At 67.2% G+C, this 17,870-nt stretch carries 19 protein-coding genes; 14 read left to right on the forward strand and 5 right to left on the reverse strand.

Annotated features, from left to right (window positions below; all coding sequences use genetic code 11):
- Nucleotides 1-49: 49 nt before the first annotated feature.
- The 4 genes from hpt to purB form a co-directional block, all read right to left on the reverse strand.
- Entirely contained in the window at nucleotides 50-616 is a 567-nt protein-coding gene (hpt, locus tag EI982_RS04395; RefSeq protein WP_157688324.1) for a hypoxanthine/guanine phosphoribosyltransferase, read from the reverse strand.
- Between the two features lie 123 nt (nucleotides 617-739).
- Nucleotides 740-1,303: a DUF7110 family protein gene (locus EI982_RS04400; RefSeq protein WP_157688325.1), complete on the reverse strand. Its 564-nt coding sequence runs from the start codon at nucleotides 1,301-1,303 to the stop codon at nucleotides 740-742.
- A gap of 107 nt (nucleotides 1,304-1,410) precedes the next feature.
- Nucleotides 1,411-1,755, reverse strand: a complete 345-nt coding sequence (locus tag EI982_RS04405; RefSeq protein WP_157688326.1) for a glutaredoxin family protein — start codon at nucleotides 1,753-1,755, stop codon at nucleotides 1,411-1,413.
- Nucleotides 1,756-1,877: 122 nt separating this feature from the next.
- Nucleotides 1,878-3,254, reverse strand: coding sequence for an adenylosuccinate lyase (gene purB / locus EI982_RS04410; RefSeq protein ID WP_157688327.1), 1,377 nt, complete (start codon nucleotides 3,252-3,254; stop codon nucleotides 1,878-1,880).
- A gap of 92 nt (nucleotides 3,255-3,346) precedes the next feature.
- On the opposite strand from purB, the gene purH reads away from it, so the two are divergent.
- The 14 genes from purH to EI982_RS04480 all read left to right on the forward strand — a co-directional run bounded on the left by purH (nucleotide 3,347) and on the right by EI982_RS04480 (nucleotide 17,439).
- Nucleotides 3,347-4,924 carry a bifunctional phosphoribosylaminoimidazolecarboxamide formyltransferase/IMP cyclohydrolase gene (gene purH, locus EI982_RS04415; protein WP_157688328.1) on the forward strand — a complete coding sequence of 526 codons (1,578 nt, stop codon included), beginning with the start codon at nucleotides 3,347-3,349 and terminating at the stop codon, nucleotides 4,922-4,924.
- Nucleotides 4,925-5,068: 144 nt separating this feature from the next.
- Nucleotides 5,069-6,232 carry a 5-(carboxyamino)imidazole ribonucleotide synthase gene (locus tag EI982_RS04420; RefSeq protein ID WP_157688329.1) on the forward strand — a complete coding sequence of 388 codons (1,164 nt, stop codon included), beginning with the start codon at nucleotides 5,069-5,071 and terminating at the stop codon, nucleotides 6,230-6,232.
- Nucleotides 6,229-6,843: a 5-(carboxyamino)imidazole ribonucleotide mutase gene (gene purE, locus EI982_RS04425; protein WP_157688330.1), complete on the forward strand. Its 615-nt coding sequence runs from the start codon at nucleotides 6,229-6,231 to the stop codon at nucleotides 6,841-6,843. The genes EI982_RS04420 and purE overlap by 4 nt, the downstream gene beginning before the upstream one ends.
- A gap of 131 nt (nucleotides 6,844-6,974) precedes the next feature.
- Nucleotides 6,975-7,388 (forward strand): NADH-quinone oxidoreductase subunit A, encoded by a 414-nt coding sequence (locus tag EI982_RS04430; protein ID WP_157688331.1) that lies wholly within the window; start codon nucleotides 6,975-6,977, stop codon nucleotides 7,386-7,388.
- Nucleotides 7,385-8,092, forward strand: a complete 708-nt coding sequence (locus EI982_RS04435; protein WP_157688332.1) for an NADH-quinone oxidoreductase subunit B — start codon at nucleotides 7,385-7,387, stop codon at nucleotides 8,090-8,092. Before EI982_RS04430 ends, EI982_RS04435 begins: the two co-directional genes overlap by 4 nt.
- On the forward strand, nucleotides 8,089-9,750 hold the full coding sequence (locus EI982_RS04440; protein WP_157688333.1) for an NADH-quinone oxidoreductase subunit D: 1,662 nt from the start codon (nucleotides 8,089-8,091) through the stop codon (nucleotides 9,748-9,750). Before EI982_RS04435 ends, EI982_RS04440 begins: the two co-directional genes overlap by 4 nt.
- Nucleotides 9,750-10,874, forward strand: a complete 1,125-nt coding sequence (locus EI982_RS04445; RefSeq protein WP_157688334.1) for a complex I subunit 1/NuoH family protein — start codon at nucleotides 9,750-9,752, stop codon at nucleotides 10,872-10,874. Before EI982_RS04440 ends, EI982_RS04445 begins: the two co-directional genes overlap by 1 nt.
- A complete protein-coding gene (locus tag EI982_RS04450) occupies nucleotides 10,874-11,335 on the forward strand; it encodes a NuoI/complex I 23 kDa subunit family protein (RefSeq protein ID WP_157688335.1) in 462 nt (153 codons plus the stop codon). The genes EI982_RS04445 and EI982_RS04450 overlap by 1 nt, the downstream gene beginning before the upstream one ends.
- Nucleotides 11,336-11,412: 77 nt before the next feature.
- Complete coding sequence (locus EI982_RS04455; RefSeq protein WP_157688336.1) at nucleotides 11,413-11,685, forward strand: NADH-quinone oxidoreductase subunit J; 273 nt, start codon at nucleotides 11,413-11,415, stop codon at nucleotides 11,683-11,685.
- A complete protein-coding gene (locus EI982_RS04460; protein ID WP_157688337.1) occupies nucleotides 11,682-12,083 on the forward strand; it encodes a proton-conducting membrane transporter in 402 nt (133 codons plus the stop codon). The genes EI982_RS04455 and EI982_RS04460 overlap by 4 nt, the downstream gene beginning before the upstream one ends.
- Nucleotides 12,083-12,385 (forward strand): NADH-quinone oxidoreductase subunit NuoK, encoded by a 303-nt coding sequence (nuoK, locus tag EI982_RS04465; RefSeq protein ID WP_157688338.1) that lies wholly within the window; start codon nucleotides 12,083-12,085, stop codon nucleotides 12,383-12,385. The genes EI982_RS04460 and nuoK overlap by 1 nt, the downstream gene beginning before the upstream one ends.
- A gap of 1 nt (nucleotide 12,386) precedes the next feature.
- A complete protein-coding gene (gene nuoL, locus EI982_RS04470; RefSeq protein ID WP_157688339.1) occupies nucleotides 12,387-14,408 on the forward strand; it encodes an NADH-quinone oxidoreductase subunit L in 2,022 nt (673 codons plus the stop codon).
- Nucleotides 14,405-15,937: a complex I subunit 4 family protein gene (locus EI982_RS04475; protein ID WP_157688340.1), complete on the forward strand. Its 1,533-nt coding sequence runs from the start codon at nucleotides 14,405-14,407 to the stop codon at nucleotides 15,935-15,937. The genes nuoL and EI982_RS04475 overlap by 4 nt, the downstream gene beginning before the upstream one ends.
- Complete coding sequence (locus EI982_RS04480; protein ID WP_157688341.1) at nucleotides 15,934-17,439, forward strand: NADH-quinone oxidoreductase subunit N; 1,506 nt, start codon at nucleotides 15,934-15,936, stop codon at nucleotides 17,437-17,439. Before EI982_RS04475 ends, EI982_RS04480 begins: the two co-directional genes overlap by 4 nt.
- Here the strand turns inward: EI982_RS04480 and EI982_RS04485 are convergent, their stop codons facing one another.
- Nucleotides 17,440-17,814 carry a DUF7522 family protein gene (locus EI982_RS04485; RefSeq protein WP_157688342.1) on the reverse strand — a complete coding sequence of 125 codons (375 nt, stop codon included), beginning with the start codon at nucleotides 17,812-17,814 and terminating at the stop codon, nucleotides 17,440-17,442. It lies immediately after the preceding gene.
- Nucleotides 17,815-17,870 lie beyond the last annotated feature (56 nt).

Consider the following 17,870-nt stretch of genomic DNA (forward strand, 5'->3'; position numbering starts at 1 on the left):
GTGCGCACTAATACCCATCGGTCGGGAGAGAATCGCACGACGCCGCCGGTTACCCGTCGCCGTGGGCGTCGACGATGACGACCTCGCCGTCCTCGACGGTGACGTTGATCAGCGTCTTGACGCTGTAGCCCGCGTCGTCCAGATCGTTCGGCCCGGCCTTCTTGATCACCGCGACGACGTCGATCACCTCGGCGCCGATGTGTTCGAGGGCGTCGAGGATCGCCTTCATCGTCCCGCCCGTCGAGAGCACGTCGTCGAGGACGAGGACCCGGTCGCCCGCCTCCACGTCGTTGATGTACATCTCGCTCTCCGAGTAGCCGGTCTGGGCCGACAGCGACACCTCGCCGTCGAGGCCGTACTGCCGTTTCCGGATCACGACCAGCGGGATGTCGGTCATCAGCGAGACGGCGGTCGAGATGTGGATGCCCATCGCCGCCGGGGTGACGATCTTGTCGATGTCCTCCAGGTCGGCCTTCCGGATGATCTTGATGACGATTTCGCGCAGGAGTTCGGGGCGGAGCATCGGAACGCCATCGCTGACGGGGTGGACGAAATACTCGTAGTCCCCTTTTTCGATGATCGGCGCGTCGAGAAGCGACTGCCGCAACTGGTCCATGCCGACCGTATCGAACGTCGAGAATAAAAGCTGGCGGTTCCGGGAGCGACCGTCACCGTCGTCGACAGGTCGCGCGCTCCTGTGGGGGAGAATCGCCGCGATGCGGCGGGAGCGGCCCGCCGATCACTCCGAGATGAACTCGTTGTCGCGCCAGTTGACGCCGTTTTTCTCGGCCTGGGACTGGCTGGGGTTCTCGACGACTTCGACCGAGGCGGGACGCTTCTCGCCCTCCACGATGCGTGTCGCCTTGAGTTCGTCCTCCTCCTCGACGATAGCCGTCAGCGTCCCCTTCTCGGACATGCGGGCGATGTCCCGCAACACGAGGAACATGGGGTACTGGAGCGCGGTGTTCTGGAGCACCGTCTCGCGGTCACCCTTGAAGCAGGCGAACTCGACGAGTTCCGAAGGGATCTCCTCCTCCTCTTCCTGCCACGGGCCGCCCGCACGCGGCGGTTCCTCCTCGTAGACCCGCGTCTCGGTGACGCTGGCTTTGAGCTGGGCGGTCGGCGTGTACTTACTCAGGTTCTCGTCCTCGGCGACGGCCTTCAGGATGAGCGTGTTGTTTCGTCGAGTGAGCGTTACGTCCTCGATTTCGGGGGGTAGTTCCGGATCCCCCTCGAAGTAGTCCTGTACGTCTTCGAGTGGCAGTTCGAGCGTCGAATGGAGTCGATATACGCGGCCTGACATAGTTTGTTCTCGGCGAGGGTAGCGCCACTACGCCCGTCTACGGGGACGTAGGGCCCGTGTGCTTATATGACCTGCTGTTCCCGTTGCGCGGCGGACACGACGCCCCGTCACTCGCCGGCGAGGGTCGCCTCGAGTTCGCCCCGCTCGTCGAGTTCCGCGAGCACGTCGCTCCCGCCGACGAACTCCCCCTCGACGAAGGTCTGTGGCGTCGTTTCCCACCCGCTGTGGGATTCGAGGGCCTCGCGGAACTCCGGGAGCGCGGGCAACACGTCCACCGTCTCGAAGTCGTCGACGTACTGGTCGATCAGTTCGAGCGCCCGCTTGGAGTAGCCACACTGTGGCATCAGCCGGTTGCCCTTCATGAACAGCACCACGTCGTTCTCCTCGATGACCGTGTCGACACGCGACTGTACGTCCTCGGAGTCGAGGTCGCTCCCGGGTTGGAACGTCATATCGTTACGTACGGTGCCGCGGGTAAAAGGGGTTGCGCAAGCAGGCCTGACGCCGGTCGCACCGTTCGAAACCCCCGGGACACCCGACTGGACGCACACGTCTCGGGTGGCCCGCATGCCCGCTACTCCTCGGCGAGCGTCGCCCCCAGCCCCGTGTAGCCAGCCGGTGTCAGCGCCCGGAGTTCCTCGCGCACCGACTCGTCGACGTCCAAGTCGTCGAACAGCGCCCGGAAGTCCGCGAGCGTCACCCGCTCGCCCCGCGTGAGTTCCTTCACCCGCTCGTAGGCCTCGGTGTCGCCCTCGCGACGGAGGATCGTCTGGACCGCCTCGCCGATGATTTCGGGAGTCGCCTCCAGTTCCTCCGCCATCACCCGCTCGTTCGGGACGACTTTCCGGAGACCGGTTTCGGTCTTGCGATACCCGATGAGACAGTGAGCGAGCGCCGCACCCACGTTGCGCTTGACCGTCGAGTCCGAGAGGTCCCGCTGGAGGCGGGAAGTGGTGACGTAGTCCGCGAGGAAGGTCAGGTCCGCGTTGGCCTTCGAGAGGTTGCCCTCGCTGTTCTCGAAGTCGATCGGGTTCACCTTGTGGGGCATCGTCGACGACCCCGTCTCGCCCGCGACGGCCTCCTGCCCGAGGTAGCGGTCGGAGACGTAGAGCCAGGCGTCCCGATCCAGGTCGAGGAGGACGTTGTTGACGCCGCGGAGGGCGTCGAACAGCGCCGCGAGGTCGTCACAGGGGTTGACCTGCGTCGCCAGGGGCGTATGCTCCAGGCCGAGGTCCGTGACGAACTCCCGGGCGAACGCCCGCCAGTCCACGTCCGGATAGGCGGCGACGTGGGCGGCGTAGGCGCCCGAGGCACCGGCGAGCTTGCCCGAGAGGTCGGCGGCGGCCCCCCGTACCCGTCCCATCGCCCGGCCGAGGCGGGCGGCGTACACCGCCATCTCCTTGCCGAAGGTGGTCGGCGTCGCAGGCTGGCCGTGGGTCCGGGCGAGCATCGGCGTCTCGGCGTACTCCCGAGCCATCGCCGTCAACTCCTCGCGCACGTCCGACAGGGCCGTGAGGAGGACGGACTCGATGGCCGGTTTCACCAACAGACGGTGTGCGAGGTTGTTCACGTCCTCGCTGGTCAGGCCGAAGTGGATCCAGGGGTGGAGCGACTCGTCGGTGCGGGTCCGGAGGAAGTACTCCACGGCCTTGACGTCGTGATTGGTCGCGGCGTAGCCCTCGGCGCCTTCGGTCTCCAGGCGCTTGATCAGCCGCGCGTCCGCGGCGTCGAACGACTCGTAACAGTCCCGGAGGGCCGCCCGGTCGTCGACGGTCAGCGGCGTCGCGTCGAGGTCGGCGAGCGCGAGCAGGTATTCGACTTCCACGCGCACTCGTGCCCGCATGAGCGCTGACTCGCTCGCGTACGGGACGAGGGGTTCGGTGTACCCCGCGTAGCGCCCGTCGAGCGGCGAGACGGCCGCGAGCGGGTCGCTCCGTGGCAGATCGGTCATGCTCGGGACTGTCCGTGGGCGACGCAAAAGCGTACCGGTCCCCCGCCCGAGGAGTCGCAACTGTTTTTCCCACGCGCGGGCCTCCCTCGACTATGCTCCGAATCGCGGGTCTCGCGGGTAATCGCGGACGCAACCTGATGCACATCGCGGATCTGTCCCCGGGCGGCGCCGAGTTGGCGGTCGTCTGTACGGACGACGGGTCGGCACCGGTCCTGTCCTCGGCCGCCGACCGGGGGATTCCGACCGAGGTGGTCGAACGCGGCGACGACGAGTCGCGGGCGGACCACGAGTCGCGGCTCCGCGCCCGTCTCGACGACTACGAGGTCGACCTGGTCTGCATGGACGGCTACATGCGCGTCCTCTCGGCGGACCTGCTCGACGACCTGCCGACGACGCTCAACGTGCACCCGTCGCTCCTCCCCGCCTTCCGCGGCGAGGACGCCCACGAACAGGCGCTCGCGGCGGGGGTCCGCACGACCGGCTGTACCGTCCACGTCGCCACCGAGGAGCTCGACGCCGGCCCCATCGTCACTCAGGAGGCAGTGCCGGTCCACGAGGGCGACGACGCCGAGACGCTGAAACGGCGGGTCCTCCACGAGGCGGAGTTCAAGGCCTATCCCCGCGCAGTCGAGTGGTTCGCCGAGGACCGTATCACCGTCGACGACGACGGCGTCACCGTCGAGGGGGACGAGGCGGGGCAGTTCCCGGCCCGCCGTGTCGTTTCCGACGACCGGCGACGGACGTTGCGCTACGGCGAGAACCCTCATCAGGACGCCGCCCTCTACGCCGACGTCGCGAGCGACGAGGCGAGCGTCGTCCACGCCGCGCAGTTGAACGAGGGCGCCAAGGCGCTGTCGTACAACAACTACAACGACGCCGACGCCGCCCTCGATCTGATCCGGGAGTTCGACGAGCCCGCGGCCGCGGTCATCAAACACACCAACCCGGCGGGGTGTGCGACCGCCGACTCGCTCGCGACGGCCTACGAGGACGCCCTCGCGACCGACGCCATGAGCGCCTTCGGCGGCATCGTCGCTCTCAACCGCCCCTGTGACGCCGCCACCGCCGACGCCATCGTCGAGTCGTTCAAGGAAGTCGTCGTCGCGCCCGGCTACACCGACGGCGCCCTCGACGTCCTGAGCGAGAAGGAGGACCTCCGGGTGCTCGACGTCGGATCGCTCGGTGACCGGACGACCACGCTGTCGGAGAAGCCCCTGACCGGCGGGCGTCTGGTCCAGGAGCGCGACGACTGGGCACCGACCCGCGCGGACCTGGAGGTGGTCACCGAGCGCGACCCGACGGACGACGAAATCGAGACCATGCTCTTCGCGTGGCGGACCCTCAAACACGTCAAGTCGAACGCGATTCTCTTCGCCGCGGGAACCGAGACGGTGGGCATCGGCATGGGGCAGGTCAGCCGGGTCGACGCCGTGCGGCTGGCGGCGATGAAGGCCGACGAACACGCCGAGGGGAAGGACGCTGCGGGCGCGGTGATGGCCTCCGATGCCTTCTTCCCGTTCCCCGACGGCATCGAGGAGGCCGCCGAAGCGGGAGTCGAGGCCGTCATCCAGCCCGGCGGGTCCGTCAACGACGACGACGTCGTCGCAGCCGCCGACGAACACGACATGGCGATGGCGTTCACCGGAAAGCGGTGCTTCAGGCACGACTGAAAGGACTGGCTGAAGCTCGTGGCAGGAACGAAGTGAGTGACGCGGTGTTTCGGCCACGACCGACGGGTGCCCCACGCTCGGCGCGCGAACGGACCTGCAGTCCGTGTGACAACGTTTAAGCGCGGCTCGGAACCACGGCTAGCCATGTCGATAACCGTTCCCGGCCCGACGCTGGGCGTCGTCGGCGGCGGCCAGTTGGGCCGCATGCTCGCCGAGGCGGCCGCGCCGCTCGGCGTCGAGACGATCGTCCTCGATCCGACGCCGGACTGCCCGGCCGCGCCCGTCGCGCGCGACCAGATCGTCGGCGACTTCGACGACCCCGAGGCGATCGGTCGGCTGGCCGAGCGCACGGACGCGTTGACTTACGAGATCGAACTCGCCGATCCGGACCACCTCGCGACCGCGAGCGCCGAGGCCGGCGTGTCGGTCCACCCGACGCCCGAGACCCTCCGGACCATCCAGGACAAGTTCGCCGAAAAGGAGATGCTGAGCGGGGCGGGCATCCCCGTTCCCGCCTACCGTCGTGTCGACTCCGTGGCCGACTTGGAGGCGGCCGTCGAGGAGTTCGGCGGCGTGATGCTGAAGGCCCGCCACGGCGGCTACGACGGCCGCGGCAACCTGCCGGTTCGCTCCGTCGACGAGGCCGAGGCCGCGATCCGCGAGGTGGGGGCGAGCGACGAGCCAGACGCGCTCGCCGAGACGCTCGTCGACTTCGAGCGCGAACTCTCCGTGATCGGCGTCCAGGGCGACGGCGAGGTGCGGACGTTCCCGGTCGGCGAGAACGTCCACGAGACGGAGATCCTGCGCGAGACGGTCGTTCCCGCGCGCACGAGAGACGCGGTCGCGGAGCGAGCCCAGGCCGTCGCCCGCGACGTGCTGGACGCCCTCGACGGCCGCGGCGTCTTCGGGATCGAACTGTTCGAGACGGACGGGGAGATCCTGGTAAACGAGATCGCGCCCCGGCCGCACAACTCGGGGCACTGGAGCATCGAGGGCGCGGTCGCCTCGCAGTTCGAACAGCACGCCCGTGCGGTGCTCGGGTGGCCGCTGGGGTCGACCCGGCAGCGGGCCCCGACGGTGAGCGCGAACGTCCTTGGCACCGTCGACGCGGAGCGGGTGGCCGAACTCGACGGCGTCGAGGCTGTCCTCGAAAGCGAGGCGGCCCACCTGCACTGGTACGGCAAGGAACAGGTGCGTCCGCTCCGGAAGATGGGTCACGTGACCGTCACCGACGAGGACGGCGACGCGGCCCTCGGCGACCTGCTCGCATCGGCACGCGAACTGCGCGACGACCTCTCCTTCCGATGACCGGAATCGACGACATCATCGACGACCTGCACGCACAGGCGGACGACGACCGACCACCCGCGGCGACCCCCGAGGTCGGGATCGTCATGGGGTCGGACTCGGATCTCGACACCATGGCGGGCGCCTACGACGCCCTCCGCGAACTCGGGTTCGCGGAACAGACCGACTACGACGACCCGCCCGAGGCCCGATTCACCTTCGAGAGCTACGTCGTCTCCGCACACCGCACGCCGGATCTGATGTACGCCTACGGCGAGACGGCCGCCGACCGCGGCCTCGACGTGATAGTCGCGGGCGCGGGCGGGAAGTCCGCGGACCTGCCGAACATGACCGCCTCCATCGCGTATCCCCTGCCGGTGATCGGCGTGCCGGTCCAGGAGAAGTCGGTGGACTCGGTGATCGGGATGCCGACGGGCGCGCCCATCGTCGCCGTCGACGCCGGCAAGTCCTACAACGCGGCGCTGTCGGCGGTCCAGATCCTGGCGCGCGAACACGCGGAACTGGTCGAGCGACTCGAAGTCGAACACGACGACCTGCGATCCGGCGTGGCCGACGTCTCGCGGGACCTCCACGATCTGGGGATCGACGGGTTCCGGCGTCGCCACGAGTAGTCCGACGTGGCCGGCGCGACAGGGCGTGAAACGCCCGTATTCGGCCACCAAACCGGCTGCAGGCACCGAAAAGCGTAAATCAACGCTTATGGGGGAGCACTCCTAACTCCCGAGATGACAGGAATCAAGGTATGAATCAGTGGATAGCAATCGGTGCGCTCGGTCTCGTCGGCGTCGGCATACCCATCGGGATGATGGTCGTGTCGGCGCTCCTGCGGCCGAGCGTGTCCGAACAGGGAAAGACCGTCATCTACGAGAGCGGCGAGGTGCCGACGGGGACGGCACACGTCCAGTTCAACATCCAGTACTACATGGTCGCGCTGTTGTTCGTCGTCTTCGACGTCGAAACCGTCCTGATCTTCCCGTGGACGATGATCTATCGCTCCGCGCTGGAGCAGGGCGCGACGCTCGGCCAGATCCTCGCACCCATGCTGGTGTTCATCGGCATCCTCGTCGTCGGGCTCGTCTGGGCCTGGCGCAACGGTGCGGTCGAGTGGGTCAAGAGTCCGCGCGCGAACCGTGCGAAAACGGAGCGTCAATCATGAGTAGCGAACAAGAACGATTCGTCACCGACACGAGCCAGGTAGGGAGCGACACCCGCGACGCCCGCATCGGGGCGTCGGGAACCGACAACCGATTCAACTCGAAACTCCGGGAGGCGTTCGGCTCCTCGCCGTTCATCCTCACGAAGTTCGATCGGTTCATGGAGTGGGTCCGGGGCTCCTCCATGTTCATGCTACAGTTCGGCATCGCCTGCTGTAGCATCGAGATGATGCACACCTACGCGGTCAAACACGACCTCGATCGCTTCGGGGCCGGCGTCCCGCGTGCGTCGCCGCGACAGGCCGACGTGATCATCGTCCCGGGGACCATCGTCTCGAAGTTCGCCCCGCGGATGAAGCGCGTCTACGACCAGATGCCCGAACCCAAGTTCGTCGTCGGCATGGGGTCGTGTACCATCTCCGGCGGCCCGTTCCAGGAGGGGTACAACGTCGTCAAAGGCGCCGAGGAAGTCATTCCGGTCGACATCCACGTCCCCGGCTGTCCGCCCCGACCGGAGGCGCTGATCTACGGCGTCGCCAAACTGCAGGAGCGGATCGCGAACGGGGAGAGTTCGCCGGTCACGGTCAAGCCGTACGAACTCGAACAGTTCGGCGACCTCGACCAGGACGAAGTGGTCGACAAACTCGCCAAGGAAATCGACGAGGACGACCTCGTCATGCGGTACAACTGGGCTGACTCGCCATGAGCCTGGAAGAATCCACCCCGGACACGGTCGAAACGGCCGTGACGACGGCCGAGGAGATCGAGGACCTGCTCGGCGATCTGGTCCTCGACCGGGACGACCACCTCAACGCGCCGGGCTTCGTGGTCCGACCGGACGAGGTGCAGGACACTCTCTTCCGACTGCGCGACGAGGCCGGGTTCGATCACCTCTCCTGTGTCACCGCACAGGAGTACGAGGACCGCTACGAGTCCATCTACCACCTCAAGAAGTACGACGACCCCACCGACGAGGTGAGCGTCGTCGTCCCGACGCCGACCGACGACCCAGTGAGCGAGTCGGCGGAACCCGTCTACCGCACCGCCGACTGGCACGAACGCGAGGCCTACGACCTGGTCGGCATCGAGTACGACGACCATCCGGACCTCCGTCGCATCCTCCTGCCCGAGACGTGGCAGGGCCACCCGCTCTCCCGGGACTACGACCAGGATCGGCCCCAGGTCGTCCCCCTGCGGGAGCACGCCAACCCGCTCCAGGAGGACCACGAGGGCGAGGGCGACACGATGTTCCTCAACATCGGTCCCCACCACCCGGCGACCCACGGCGTCCTCCACCTCAAGACCGTCCTCGACGGCGAACAGGTGGTCGACGTGGAGTCCGACATCGGCTATCTCCACCGGTGTGAGGAGCAGATCTGTCAGCAGGGCACCTACCGCTACCAGATCATGCCCTACCCCGACCGGTGGGACTACATCTCGGCGGGGCTGCTCAACGAGTGGGCCTACGCCCGCGTCGCGGAGGACCTCGCGGACATCGAAGTGCCCGAGTACGCGCAAGTCATCCGGACGATGGGCGCCGAACTCTGCCGGATCGCGGCGCACATGCTCGCGGTCGGTACCTTCGCGCTCGACGTCTACGGCGACTTCACCGCCATCTTCATGTACGCCGTCCGGGACCGCGAGAAGGTCCAGAACATCCTCGAAGAGCTGACGGGCCAGCGGCTCATGTTCAACTACTTCCGGCTCGGCGGGGTCGTCTGGGACCTGCCCGAACCCCGCGAGGACTTCTTCGAGATGATCCGGGACTTCCTCGACGACCTGCCGGAGGCCCTCGAGGAGTACCACGACATGATCTCGGCCAACGAGATCCTGCAGGTCCGTACCGTCGACACGGGCGTCCTGCCCCCGGAGGTCGCCAAGAGCTACGGGGCCACGGGGCCGGTTGCCCGGGGGTCGGGCGTCGACTACGATCTGCGCCGCGACGACCCGTACGGCTACTACGACGAACTCGACTGGGACGTCGCCGTCGAGGACGGCTGTGACAACTACAGCCGCCTCCTCGTCCGACTCCGCGAGGTCGAGGAGTCCGCGAAGATCATCGAACAGTGCGTCGACCTGCTCGAGGACTGGCCCGAGGACGACCGAACGATCCAGTCGAACGTTCCGCGGACCATCCGCCCGGACGACGACGCCGAAATCTACCGCGCCGTCGAGGGTGCGAAAGGCGAACTCGGCATCTACGTCCGCGCGGACGGCACCGAGAAGCCGGCCCGGTTCAAGATTCGGAGCCCCTGCTTCTCGAACCTCCAGACGCTCCCGGAGATGTCGAACGGCGAGTACATCCCCGACCTGATCGCGTCGCTCGGTAGCCTCGACATCGTGCTCGGCGAGGTGGATCGCTGATGGACGGGTTGCTCCTCCAGTCGGGGACGACCACCCCGACCGGGACCGCGAACGCGACGGCCAACGCGTCGGCCGGCGGACCGGTGACGACGCTCCCCGAGACGATATCGGGTGCGCTCGGCCTCTCGGGGACGCTCGGCGACGTGGTCGGCGGACTGCTCGGCGCCTTCCTCATCGCCAACATCATGCTCGGCATGACGGCGCTGGCCGGCCCGTGGGCCAAGCGGAAGATCACGGCCGCCTTCACCGACCGGATCGCGGTCAACCGGATCGGCCCCTTCGGCCTGCTGATCATCGTCGCCGACGCGGTGCGCCTGCTCTCGAAGGAGCTGATCGTGCCGGACGGCGTCGACCGCCCGGCCTGGGACCTCGCACCGATCATCCTGCCGTTCTCGGCGCTGCTCGGCTTCGCGGTGATCCCGCTGGGGAGCGGCCTGCAGTTGGCCGACCCCGAGACCGGGATCGTCTTCGCGTTCGCCGCGGCGTCCATCGCGTCGCTCGGCCTCGTCATGGCCGGCTACGCCTCCAACAACAAGTACTCGCTGCTGGGTGCCCTGCGCTCTATCGCCCAGAACCTCGCCTACGAGATCCCGCTGGTCGTCACGGCGGCGTCGGTCATCATCTTCGCCGGCACCTTCCAGACCAGCGAGATCGTCGCGGCCCAGACGGAGACGCTCGTGACTATCGCCGGCGTCGCGATTCCGGGCTGGTACGCGTTCGTCAACCCCTTCGCGTTCGTGCTGTTCGTGGTGGCGAACCTCGCCGAGATCGGCCGGAATCCCTTCGACATCCCGGAGGCGCCGACCGAGATCGTCGCCGGGTACCAGACCGAGTACTCTAGCGTCTACTTCGTGTTGTTCTACCTCGGGGAGTTCATCCACATCTTCCTCGGCGGCGCGCTGATCGCCGTCCTGTTCCTCGGCGGCCCGGCAGGCCCGGTCCTGCCCGGGTTCGTCTGGATGGTCATCAAGATGTGGGCGTTCTTCCTGTTCACGCAGTGGGCCCGTTCGGCGGTCCCACGCGTGCGAATCGACCAGTTGATCGAGATTGGCTGGAAGGGGATGCTCGTGCTCTCCTTCGCCAACCTCGTGCTCACGGCAATCCTCGTGGGAGTGATCGCGTAATGATTGGAATCCTCAAAGGCATGGCGACGACGATGAAACACGCGCTGGACGGCGAGACGTTCACCGTCGAGTATCCCGACGTGGCGCCGGAGGTGAGCCCGCGGTTCCGCGGCGTCCACAAGTTCAGCCAGGAGCGGTGTATCTGGTGTCGGCAATGCGAGAACGTCTGTCCGAACGACACGATCCAGATCGTGCAGGACGACCAGCGCAACGGCGAACAGTACAACCTCCACATCGGCCAGTGTATCTACTGCCGGCTCTGTGAGGAGGTGTGTCCGACGGACGCCATCCTGCTCACGCAGAACTTCGAGTTCACGGCCGACACCAAGGACGACTTCGTCTACAACAAGGAACAGTTGAAGAACGTCCCCTGGTACAAGGGGATCGACCCGCTCGAATCCCGGAACCCCGACCGGGGAGCGTGGATCGGCGAGGGTGACGGGGAGATCGACTACCAGTAAGGCTCCGGACGGCCGCGCCGTGTGGGCGCTGGATCGTCTCGAAACGTTCAAAGGAATACCTCAAGCAAATTCAAGCAATGGTGTATGAAACGATTGCGTTCGCGCTGTTCTCCCTGGTAACGCTGGGGTGCAGCCTGGGCGTCGTCCTGGTCGAGGACGTGTGGCACTCCGCACTCCTCCTCGGTGGCGCCCTGTTGAGCGTCGCGGTCCACTACGTGATGTTACAGGCGGAGTTTCTGGCCGCCATGCAGATCCTCGTCTACGTGGGCGGGGTTCTGATCCTCATCACGTTCGCCGTGATGCTCACGAAATCGACAGCGGAACAGCCCTCGGAGGTGAGCGAGGCGTGACGACGAAGCCGAAACTGCGGGTCGGGTCGCATCTGCTGCCCGGTCTGGCGGCCGTCGCGCTCTTTGTCGTCATCGCCGTCGCCGTCCTCCGGGCCTCGTTCGGCGACCCGCAAGGGTTCCCGTCGGACGGAAGCATCACCGCCAGCATCGGCTACGCGATGTTCAACCTCGACATGGGGGCGGTCCCCGGCGAGGGCTTTCTCGTGAGCCTCATCGTCATCGCCGTCGCGCTGGACGCGGCCCTCGACGGGTCGCTCCTGCTGGCGAAACGCGAGCAGGACGGCAGCGCCGTCGCGCTCCTGGCCGACGGCGGCCGGCGGGTCCGCGACCGACTGACCGACGGCGACGGGGCGGACGTCGCCGATGCCGACGACGACGTCGAGGGAGGTGACCGCTGATGGTACCTGTCCAGTGGTACCTCCTGCTGGCGACGGCCGTGTTCTGCATCGGCCTGTTCGGCATCCTGACCCGGAAGAACGCCCTACTCTTCCTGATGTCGGTCGAGCTCATGCTGAACGCCGCCAACATCAACCTCGTCGCCTTCTCGGCGTACTGGGGCAACGTCACCGGGCAGACGTTCAGCCTGTTCACGATGGCCCTGGCCGCCGCCGAGGTGGCGGTCGGCATCGGGATCATCCTCGTGCTGTATCGCAACTTCGACGACGTGGACGTGACGCTCGCACGGGAGATGAGGTGGTAAGATGGTCGGAGCGTTCGACTACGCGCCAGCCATCGTCCTCCTCCCCTTCCTCTCCTTCCTCGTGGCGCTCGCGGGAGGCAAGTACCTCCCCAAGGGCGGCGCGTTCGGCGGCATCGCCGCCACCGCGGGGTCGCTCGTGCTGTCGGCGTGGGTCTTCCTGACCGTCAGCGCGGGCAACGCCTACAACGAGACGCTCTACACGTGGGTCGCGGGCGCCGGCGAGGGGACGACCCGACTCACCTTCGGCCTCCTGCTCGACCCGCTCGCGGCGATGATGCTGCTCATCGTCTCGCTGGTCGCGCTCCTGGTCCACGTGTTCAGCCTCGGGTACATGAACGACGAGGGCGAGACCGGACTCCCGCGGTACTACGCCGGCCTCGGTCTCTTCACCGCCTCCATGCTCGGGTTCGTCGTCGCCGACAACCTGCTGATGGCGTTCATGTTCTTCGAGCTGGTCGGCCTCTGTTCGTACCTCCTGATCGGCTTCTGGTTCCGGGAGGACGGCCCGCCGAGCGCCGCGAAGAAGGCGTTCCTGGTCACCCGCTTCGGTGACTACTTCTTCCTCGTGGGCGTGGTCGCCGTCTTCGCCACCTTCGGCACCGCGAAGTTCGCGGGCGAGGGGGCGTTCCCGGTCCTCGCCGAGGAGGCCCTCAACGGGGGCGCCGAGGTCGCCACCTTCGGGTTCGCGCCCGAGACGTGGTTCACGATCCTCGGCCTGTTGATCCTCGGCGGCGTCATCGGGAAATCCGCGCAGTTCCCGCTGCACACGTGGCTCCCGGACGCCATGGAGGGTCCGACCCCCGTCTCCGCGCTCATCCACGCCGCGACGATGGTCGCGGCCGGCGTCTACCTCGTCGCGCGGATGTACGGGTTCTACGCGCTCTCGCCGACGGCGCTCGGCATCGTCGCGCTGGTCGGCGGCTTCACCGCCCTCTTCGCCGCGACGATGGGCGTCGTCAAGCGGGAGATCAAGCAGGTGCTCGCTTACTCCACCATCTCGCAGTACGGCTACATGATGCTGGGGCTCGGCGCCGGCGGCTACGTGGCCGCGACCTTCCACCTGCTGACCCACGCCTTCTTCAAGGCGCTCCTCTTCCTGGGCGCCGGGGCGGTCATCATCGCCATGCACCACGACGAGGACATGTGGAACATGGGCGGCCTCAAGGATCGGATGCCCGTCACCTACTACACCTTCCTCTCCGGATCGCTGGCGCTCGCGGGCATCGTCCCCTTCGCCGGCTTCTGGTCGAAGGACGAGGTGCTGTACGAGGCGCTCGTCCACGGCCTCGGCGGCTCGCCGCTCCTCCTCGCGGGCTACGCGATGGGGCTGGTGGCCGTCTTCTTCACCGGGTTCTACACCTTCCGGATGGTGTTTCTCACTTTCCACGGCGACCCGCGAACCGACATCGCCCGCGACCCCCACGGCGTGCGCTGGAACGTGAAAGGGCCGCTGGTGGTCCTCGGGATCCTCGCGGCCACCGTCGGGTTCGTCAACATGGTGCCGGTACAGGACCTGACGGGGATCCACCTCGAATTCCTGCACGACTGGCTGGCCCACGGCGAACTCTCGGCGCTCACCAGCGAACACTACGGCGAACTCCTCCACGACTACGCGGGCTACACGTCCGCGGACGTGGCGTCGTACGTGGCCGGTGCGGTGTCGCTCGCGCTCGCGCTCGCCGGTGCCGGCCTCGCGCACGTCCTCTACAACGTGCCGGAGCCGACGGAGCACACGGCGAAGCTGGGCGCGGTGAAGGACCTCTGGTACAACAACTACTACCAGGACGAGTACCAGATCTGGCTCGCGGAGTCGTTCGTCCTGCCGCTCGCGCGGCTGGCCGACAAGTTCGATCAGGGCGTCGTCGACGGCGTCGTGAACGGCGTCTCTAGCGTGAGCCTCTTCGCCGGGAGCCGCATCCGGCGGATCCAGACCGGCGTCGTGAGCAACTACGCCGCACTCCTCACCCTCGGGTTGACGGCGTTGCTTGTGGTCTTCGGGGTTCTCGGAGGGTGGTTCGTATGATAATCGAAGCGCTGATCGCCATCACGTTCGTCGCCTCGATGGCCGTGTTGCTGGCCCCGGACGAGTGGGCCGGTCGCCTCGCGGCGGCGCTGAGCCTGCTCCCCATCGTGGGGAGTCTCTACATGTGGAGTCGATTCGACGCGACGGGCAACGCCCTCACCGGCGGTGACCCCGCGTTCGAGACGACCGTCCAGTGGCTGGAACTGGGCGGCTACACGCTCAACTGGCACGTCGGCGTCGACGGCATCGGCCTGCCACTGGTCGTGTTGACGACGGTCCTGACGACCCTCGCCATCGTGAGCGCCTGGGCCTCCATCGACGACCGCCAGTCGCAGTTCTACGGACTGATGCTGTTCATGGAGGCGAACCTGCTTGGCGTCTTTACGGCGCTCGATTTCTTCGTCTGGTTCGTCTTCTGGGAGGCCGTCCTCCTGCCGATGTACTTCCTCATCGGCGTCTGGGGCGGCCCGCGGCGGAAGTACGCCGCGATCAAGTTCTTCGTCTACACCAACATCGCGTCGCTCGCGATGTTCATCGGCTTCATCGCCCTGGTGTTCGGCCTCGGCGACTCGGTGTCGTCGCTCGACATGCCGGCCATCGCCGGGGCGTTGCGGGCGGGCGAACTCGGCTCGCTGTTCGGCATCCCCGCCGCGACCCTGCGGAGCGTCGCCTTCGTGGCGATGTTCCTCGGCTTCGCGGTGAAAGTGCCCATCGTCCCCTTCCACACGTGGCTGCCGGACGCCCACGTCGAGGCGCCGTCGCCGGTGTCGGTGATGCTGGCCGGCGTCCTCCTGAAGATGGGGACCTACGCCCTGCTTCGGTTCAACTTCACCATGCTGCCGGAGACGGCGACGCAGTTCGCGGTTCCCATCGCCCTGATCGCCGTGATCAGCGTCATCTACGGCGCGATGCTGGCGCTGGCCCAACAGGACCTCAAGCGCATCGTCGCCTACTCGTCCGTGTCGTCGATGGGCTACGTCATCCTCGGACTGATCGCCTACACGACCTACGGGGTCGGCGGGGCGACCTTCCAGATGATCGCCCACGGCCTCATCTCGGGGCTGATGTTCATGTCGGTCGGCGTCATGTACAACACGACCCACACCAGGATGGTCGGCGACATGTCCGGGATGGCCGACCGGATGCCGGTCACCGCCGGCATCTTCGTCGCCGGCGCCTTCGGCTACATGGGGCTGCCCCTGATGGCCGGCTTCGCCGGCGAGTTCTTCATCTTCAAGGGCGCGTTCGAGTCGACGGTCCACGCCGCCATGCCGCTGTTCACCGCGGCGGCCATGTTCGGCATCGTGATCGTCGCGGGCTACCTGCTGTTCGCGATGCAGCGGACGCTCTTCGGCTCGTTCCGCCTGGAGACCGACTACGAGGTCGGCCCGGCTCCGCTCAGCGAGACGGCACCCCTCGCGGTGTTGCTCGTGACTATCATCGTCCTCGGGGTCGCTCCCGACCTCTTCTTCGGGATGATCCAGGACGCGGTCGATCCCCTCCTCGAGTTCGGAGGTGACCTCTCGTGACACCACTACAGATCCAGTTGCCGACCTGGGCGGCCGTCGCCCCGACGCTGCTGCTCGGGCTGACGGCGCTCGTCCTGCTGCTCGTCGACAGTATCGACCCCGACTCGACGCGACCGACCGCGCTCGCGGGCGTCGCGACGCTCGGGAGCCTCGCCGCGCTCGCCGTCGCCGGCTGGTACCTGCTCGCGGGGACCGGCCAGCAGGGCGGCGCCATCGAACTCTACGGCGGCTCCGTCGTCGTCGACGGCCTGAGCCTGTTCTTCACGGTCGTCGTCTCCAGCGTCGTCGCCATGGTGTCGCTGGCGAGCTACGACTACCTGCGTGACCGCACCTACCAGGCGGAGTTCTACTCCCTGGTCATGCTGGCGGCCACGGGCATGAGCCTCATGGCCTCCTCGGGATCGCTGGCGACGGTCTTCGTCAGCCTCGAACTCGCCTCGCTACCGTCCTACGCCCTCGTCGCCTTCCTCAAGAAGAACCGGGGGAGCGTCGAGGCGGGGCTGAAGTACTTCCTCGTGGGCGCTGTCTCCTCGGCGGTGCTCGCGTTCGGCATCTCGCTCGTGTACGCGGTCACGGGGTCGCTCCTGCTTTCCGACGTCGCGAGCGCCATCGGCTCCGCCGGTGACCTGGTCGGCGTCGCCGGCGTGGGCGTCGTGATGATCGCCGGCGGCTTCGCGTTCAAGACCGCCTCGGTGCCCTTCCACTTCTGGGCGCCGGAGGCCTACGAAGGCGCGCCCGCACCGATCAGCGCCTTCCTGTCGTCGGCCTCGAAGGCGGCCGGCTTCGCCGTCGCCTTCCGCGTGTTCGCGGTGGCCTTCCCCATCGACGCGGTCGTGCCGATGGGCATCGACTGGCCCCTGCTCTTTGCCGTCCTCGCCGTCGTCACGATGACGCTCGGCAACTTCGCGGCGGCGACCCAGGAGAACGTCAAGCGGATGCTGGCGTACTCCTCGGTCGGTCACGCGGGCTACGCGCTCATCGGCCTCGCCGCCCTCTCGGGCAGCGGCCCCAACGGCAACGTGATGGGCGCCAGCATGGCCCACCTGCTCGTCTACGGCTTCATGAACACGGGCGCGTTCCTGTTCATCGCCATGGTCGAACACTGGGAGATCGGTCGCACCTTCGAGGACTACAACGGGCTGGCGACCCGGGCTCCCGTCGCCTGCCTGGCGATGACGGTGTTCATGTTCTCGCTCGCGGGGCTCCCGCCCTTCGGCGGCTTCCTCTCGAAGTACGCCCTCTTCTACGAGGCGATCCAGGGTGGCTTCTGGTGGCTCGCCGCCGTCGGCGCGATCAACAGCGCGCTGTCGCTGTTCTACTACTCCCGCGTGGTGAAGGCGATGTGGATCGAGGACCCGACCGGCGGGTTCGACCTCGGCGCGACGCCGCTCGGACTCTACGCCGCGGTGATGGTCGCCGCGGTCGGGACGCTCCTGCTGTTGCCGGCGTTCGGCCCCGTCGTCGAGACGGCACAGAGTGCCGCCACGGCGCTGTTCGCGTAGTCAGAGCGTCGACCCGATCGCCTCCGTCACCTCCTTCGACCGTCGCACGGTGATGCCGTCGGTCGTCACGAACACGCCGTGATCCTCGTCGATGACGCGTGTCACGTACCCGTTTTCGAACACCCGCAAGGTGTACTGATACTCGCCGAGTTCGGTGCCGTCGTAGGCCGTCTGGGCTCGAAACCCCGTGGCCTCGTGTTCGACCCACCCCGTGAGGTCGGCCTCCGCCTCCAGATCCGAGCGCAGGTAGATCTGCTCGTATTCGTCCGGCGTGAAGTAGACGATGCTCCGGAGGCTGTCGCCGACCGTCGTCCGACAGGCGCTCACCAGTTGCTCTCCGAGCGACGGATCGACGAGGTCACGGTGCTCGCTCATGGTGCATGGTATCACGCCACACATAGAGTTAACTCCATCGCCGACGCGTGACGGTA

This window comes from Haloplanus salinarum (assembly GCF_009762275.1).
GTDB lineage: Archaea > Halobacteriota > Halobacteria > Halobacteriales > Haloferacaceae > Haloplanus > Haloplanus salinarum.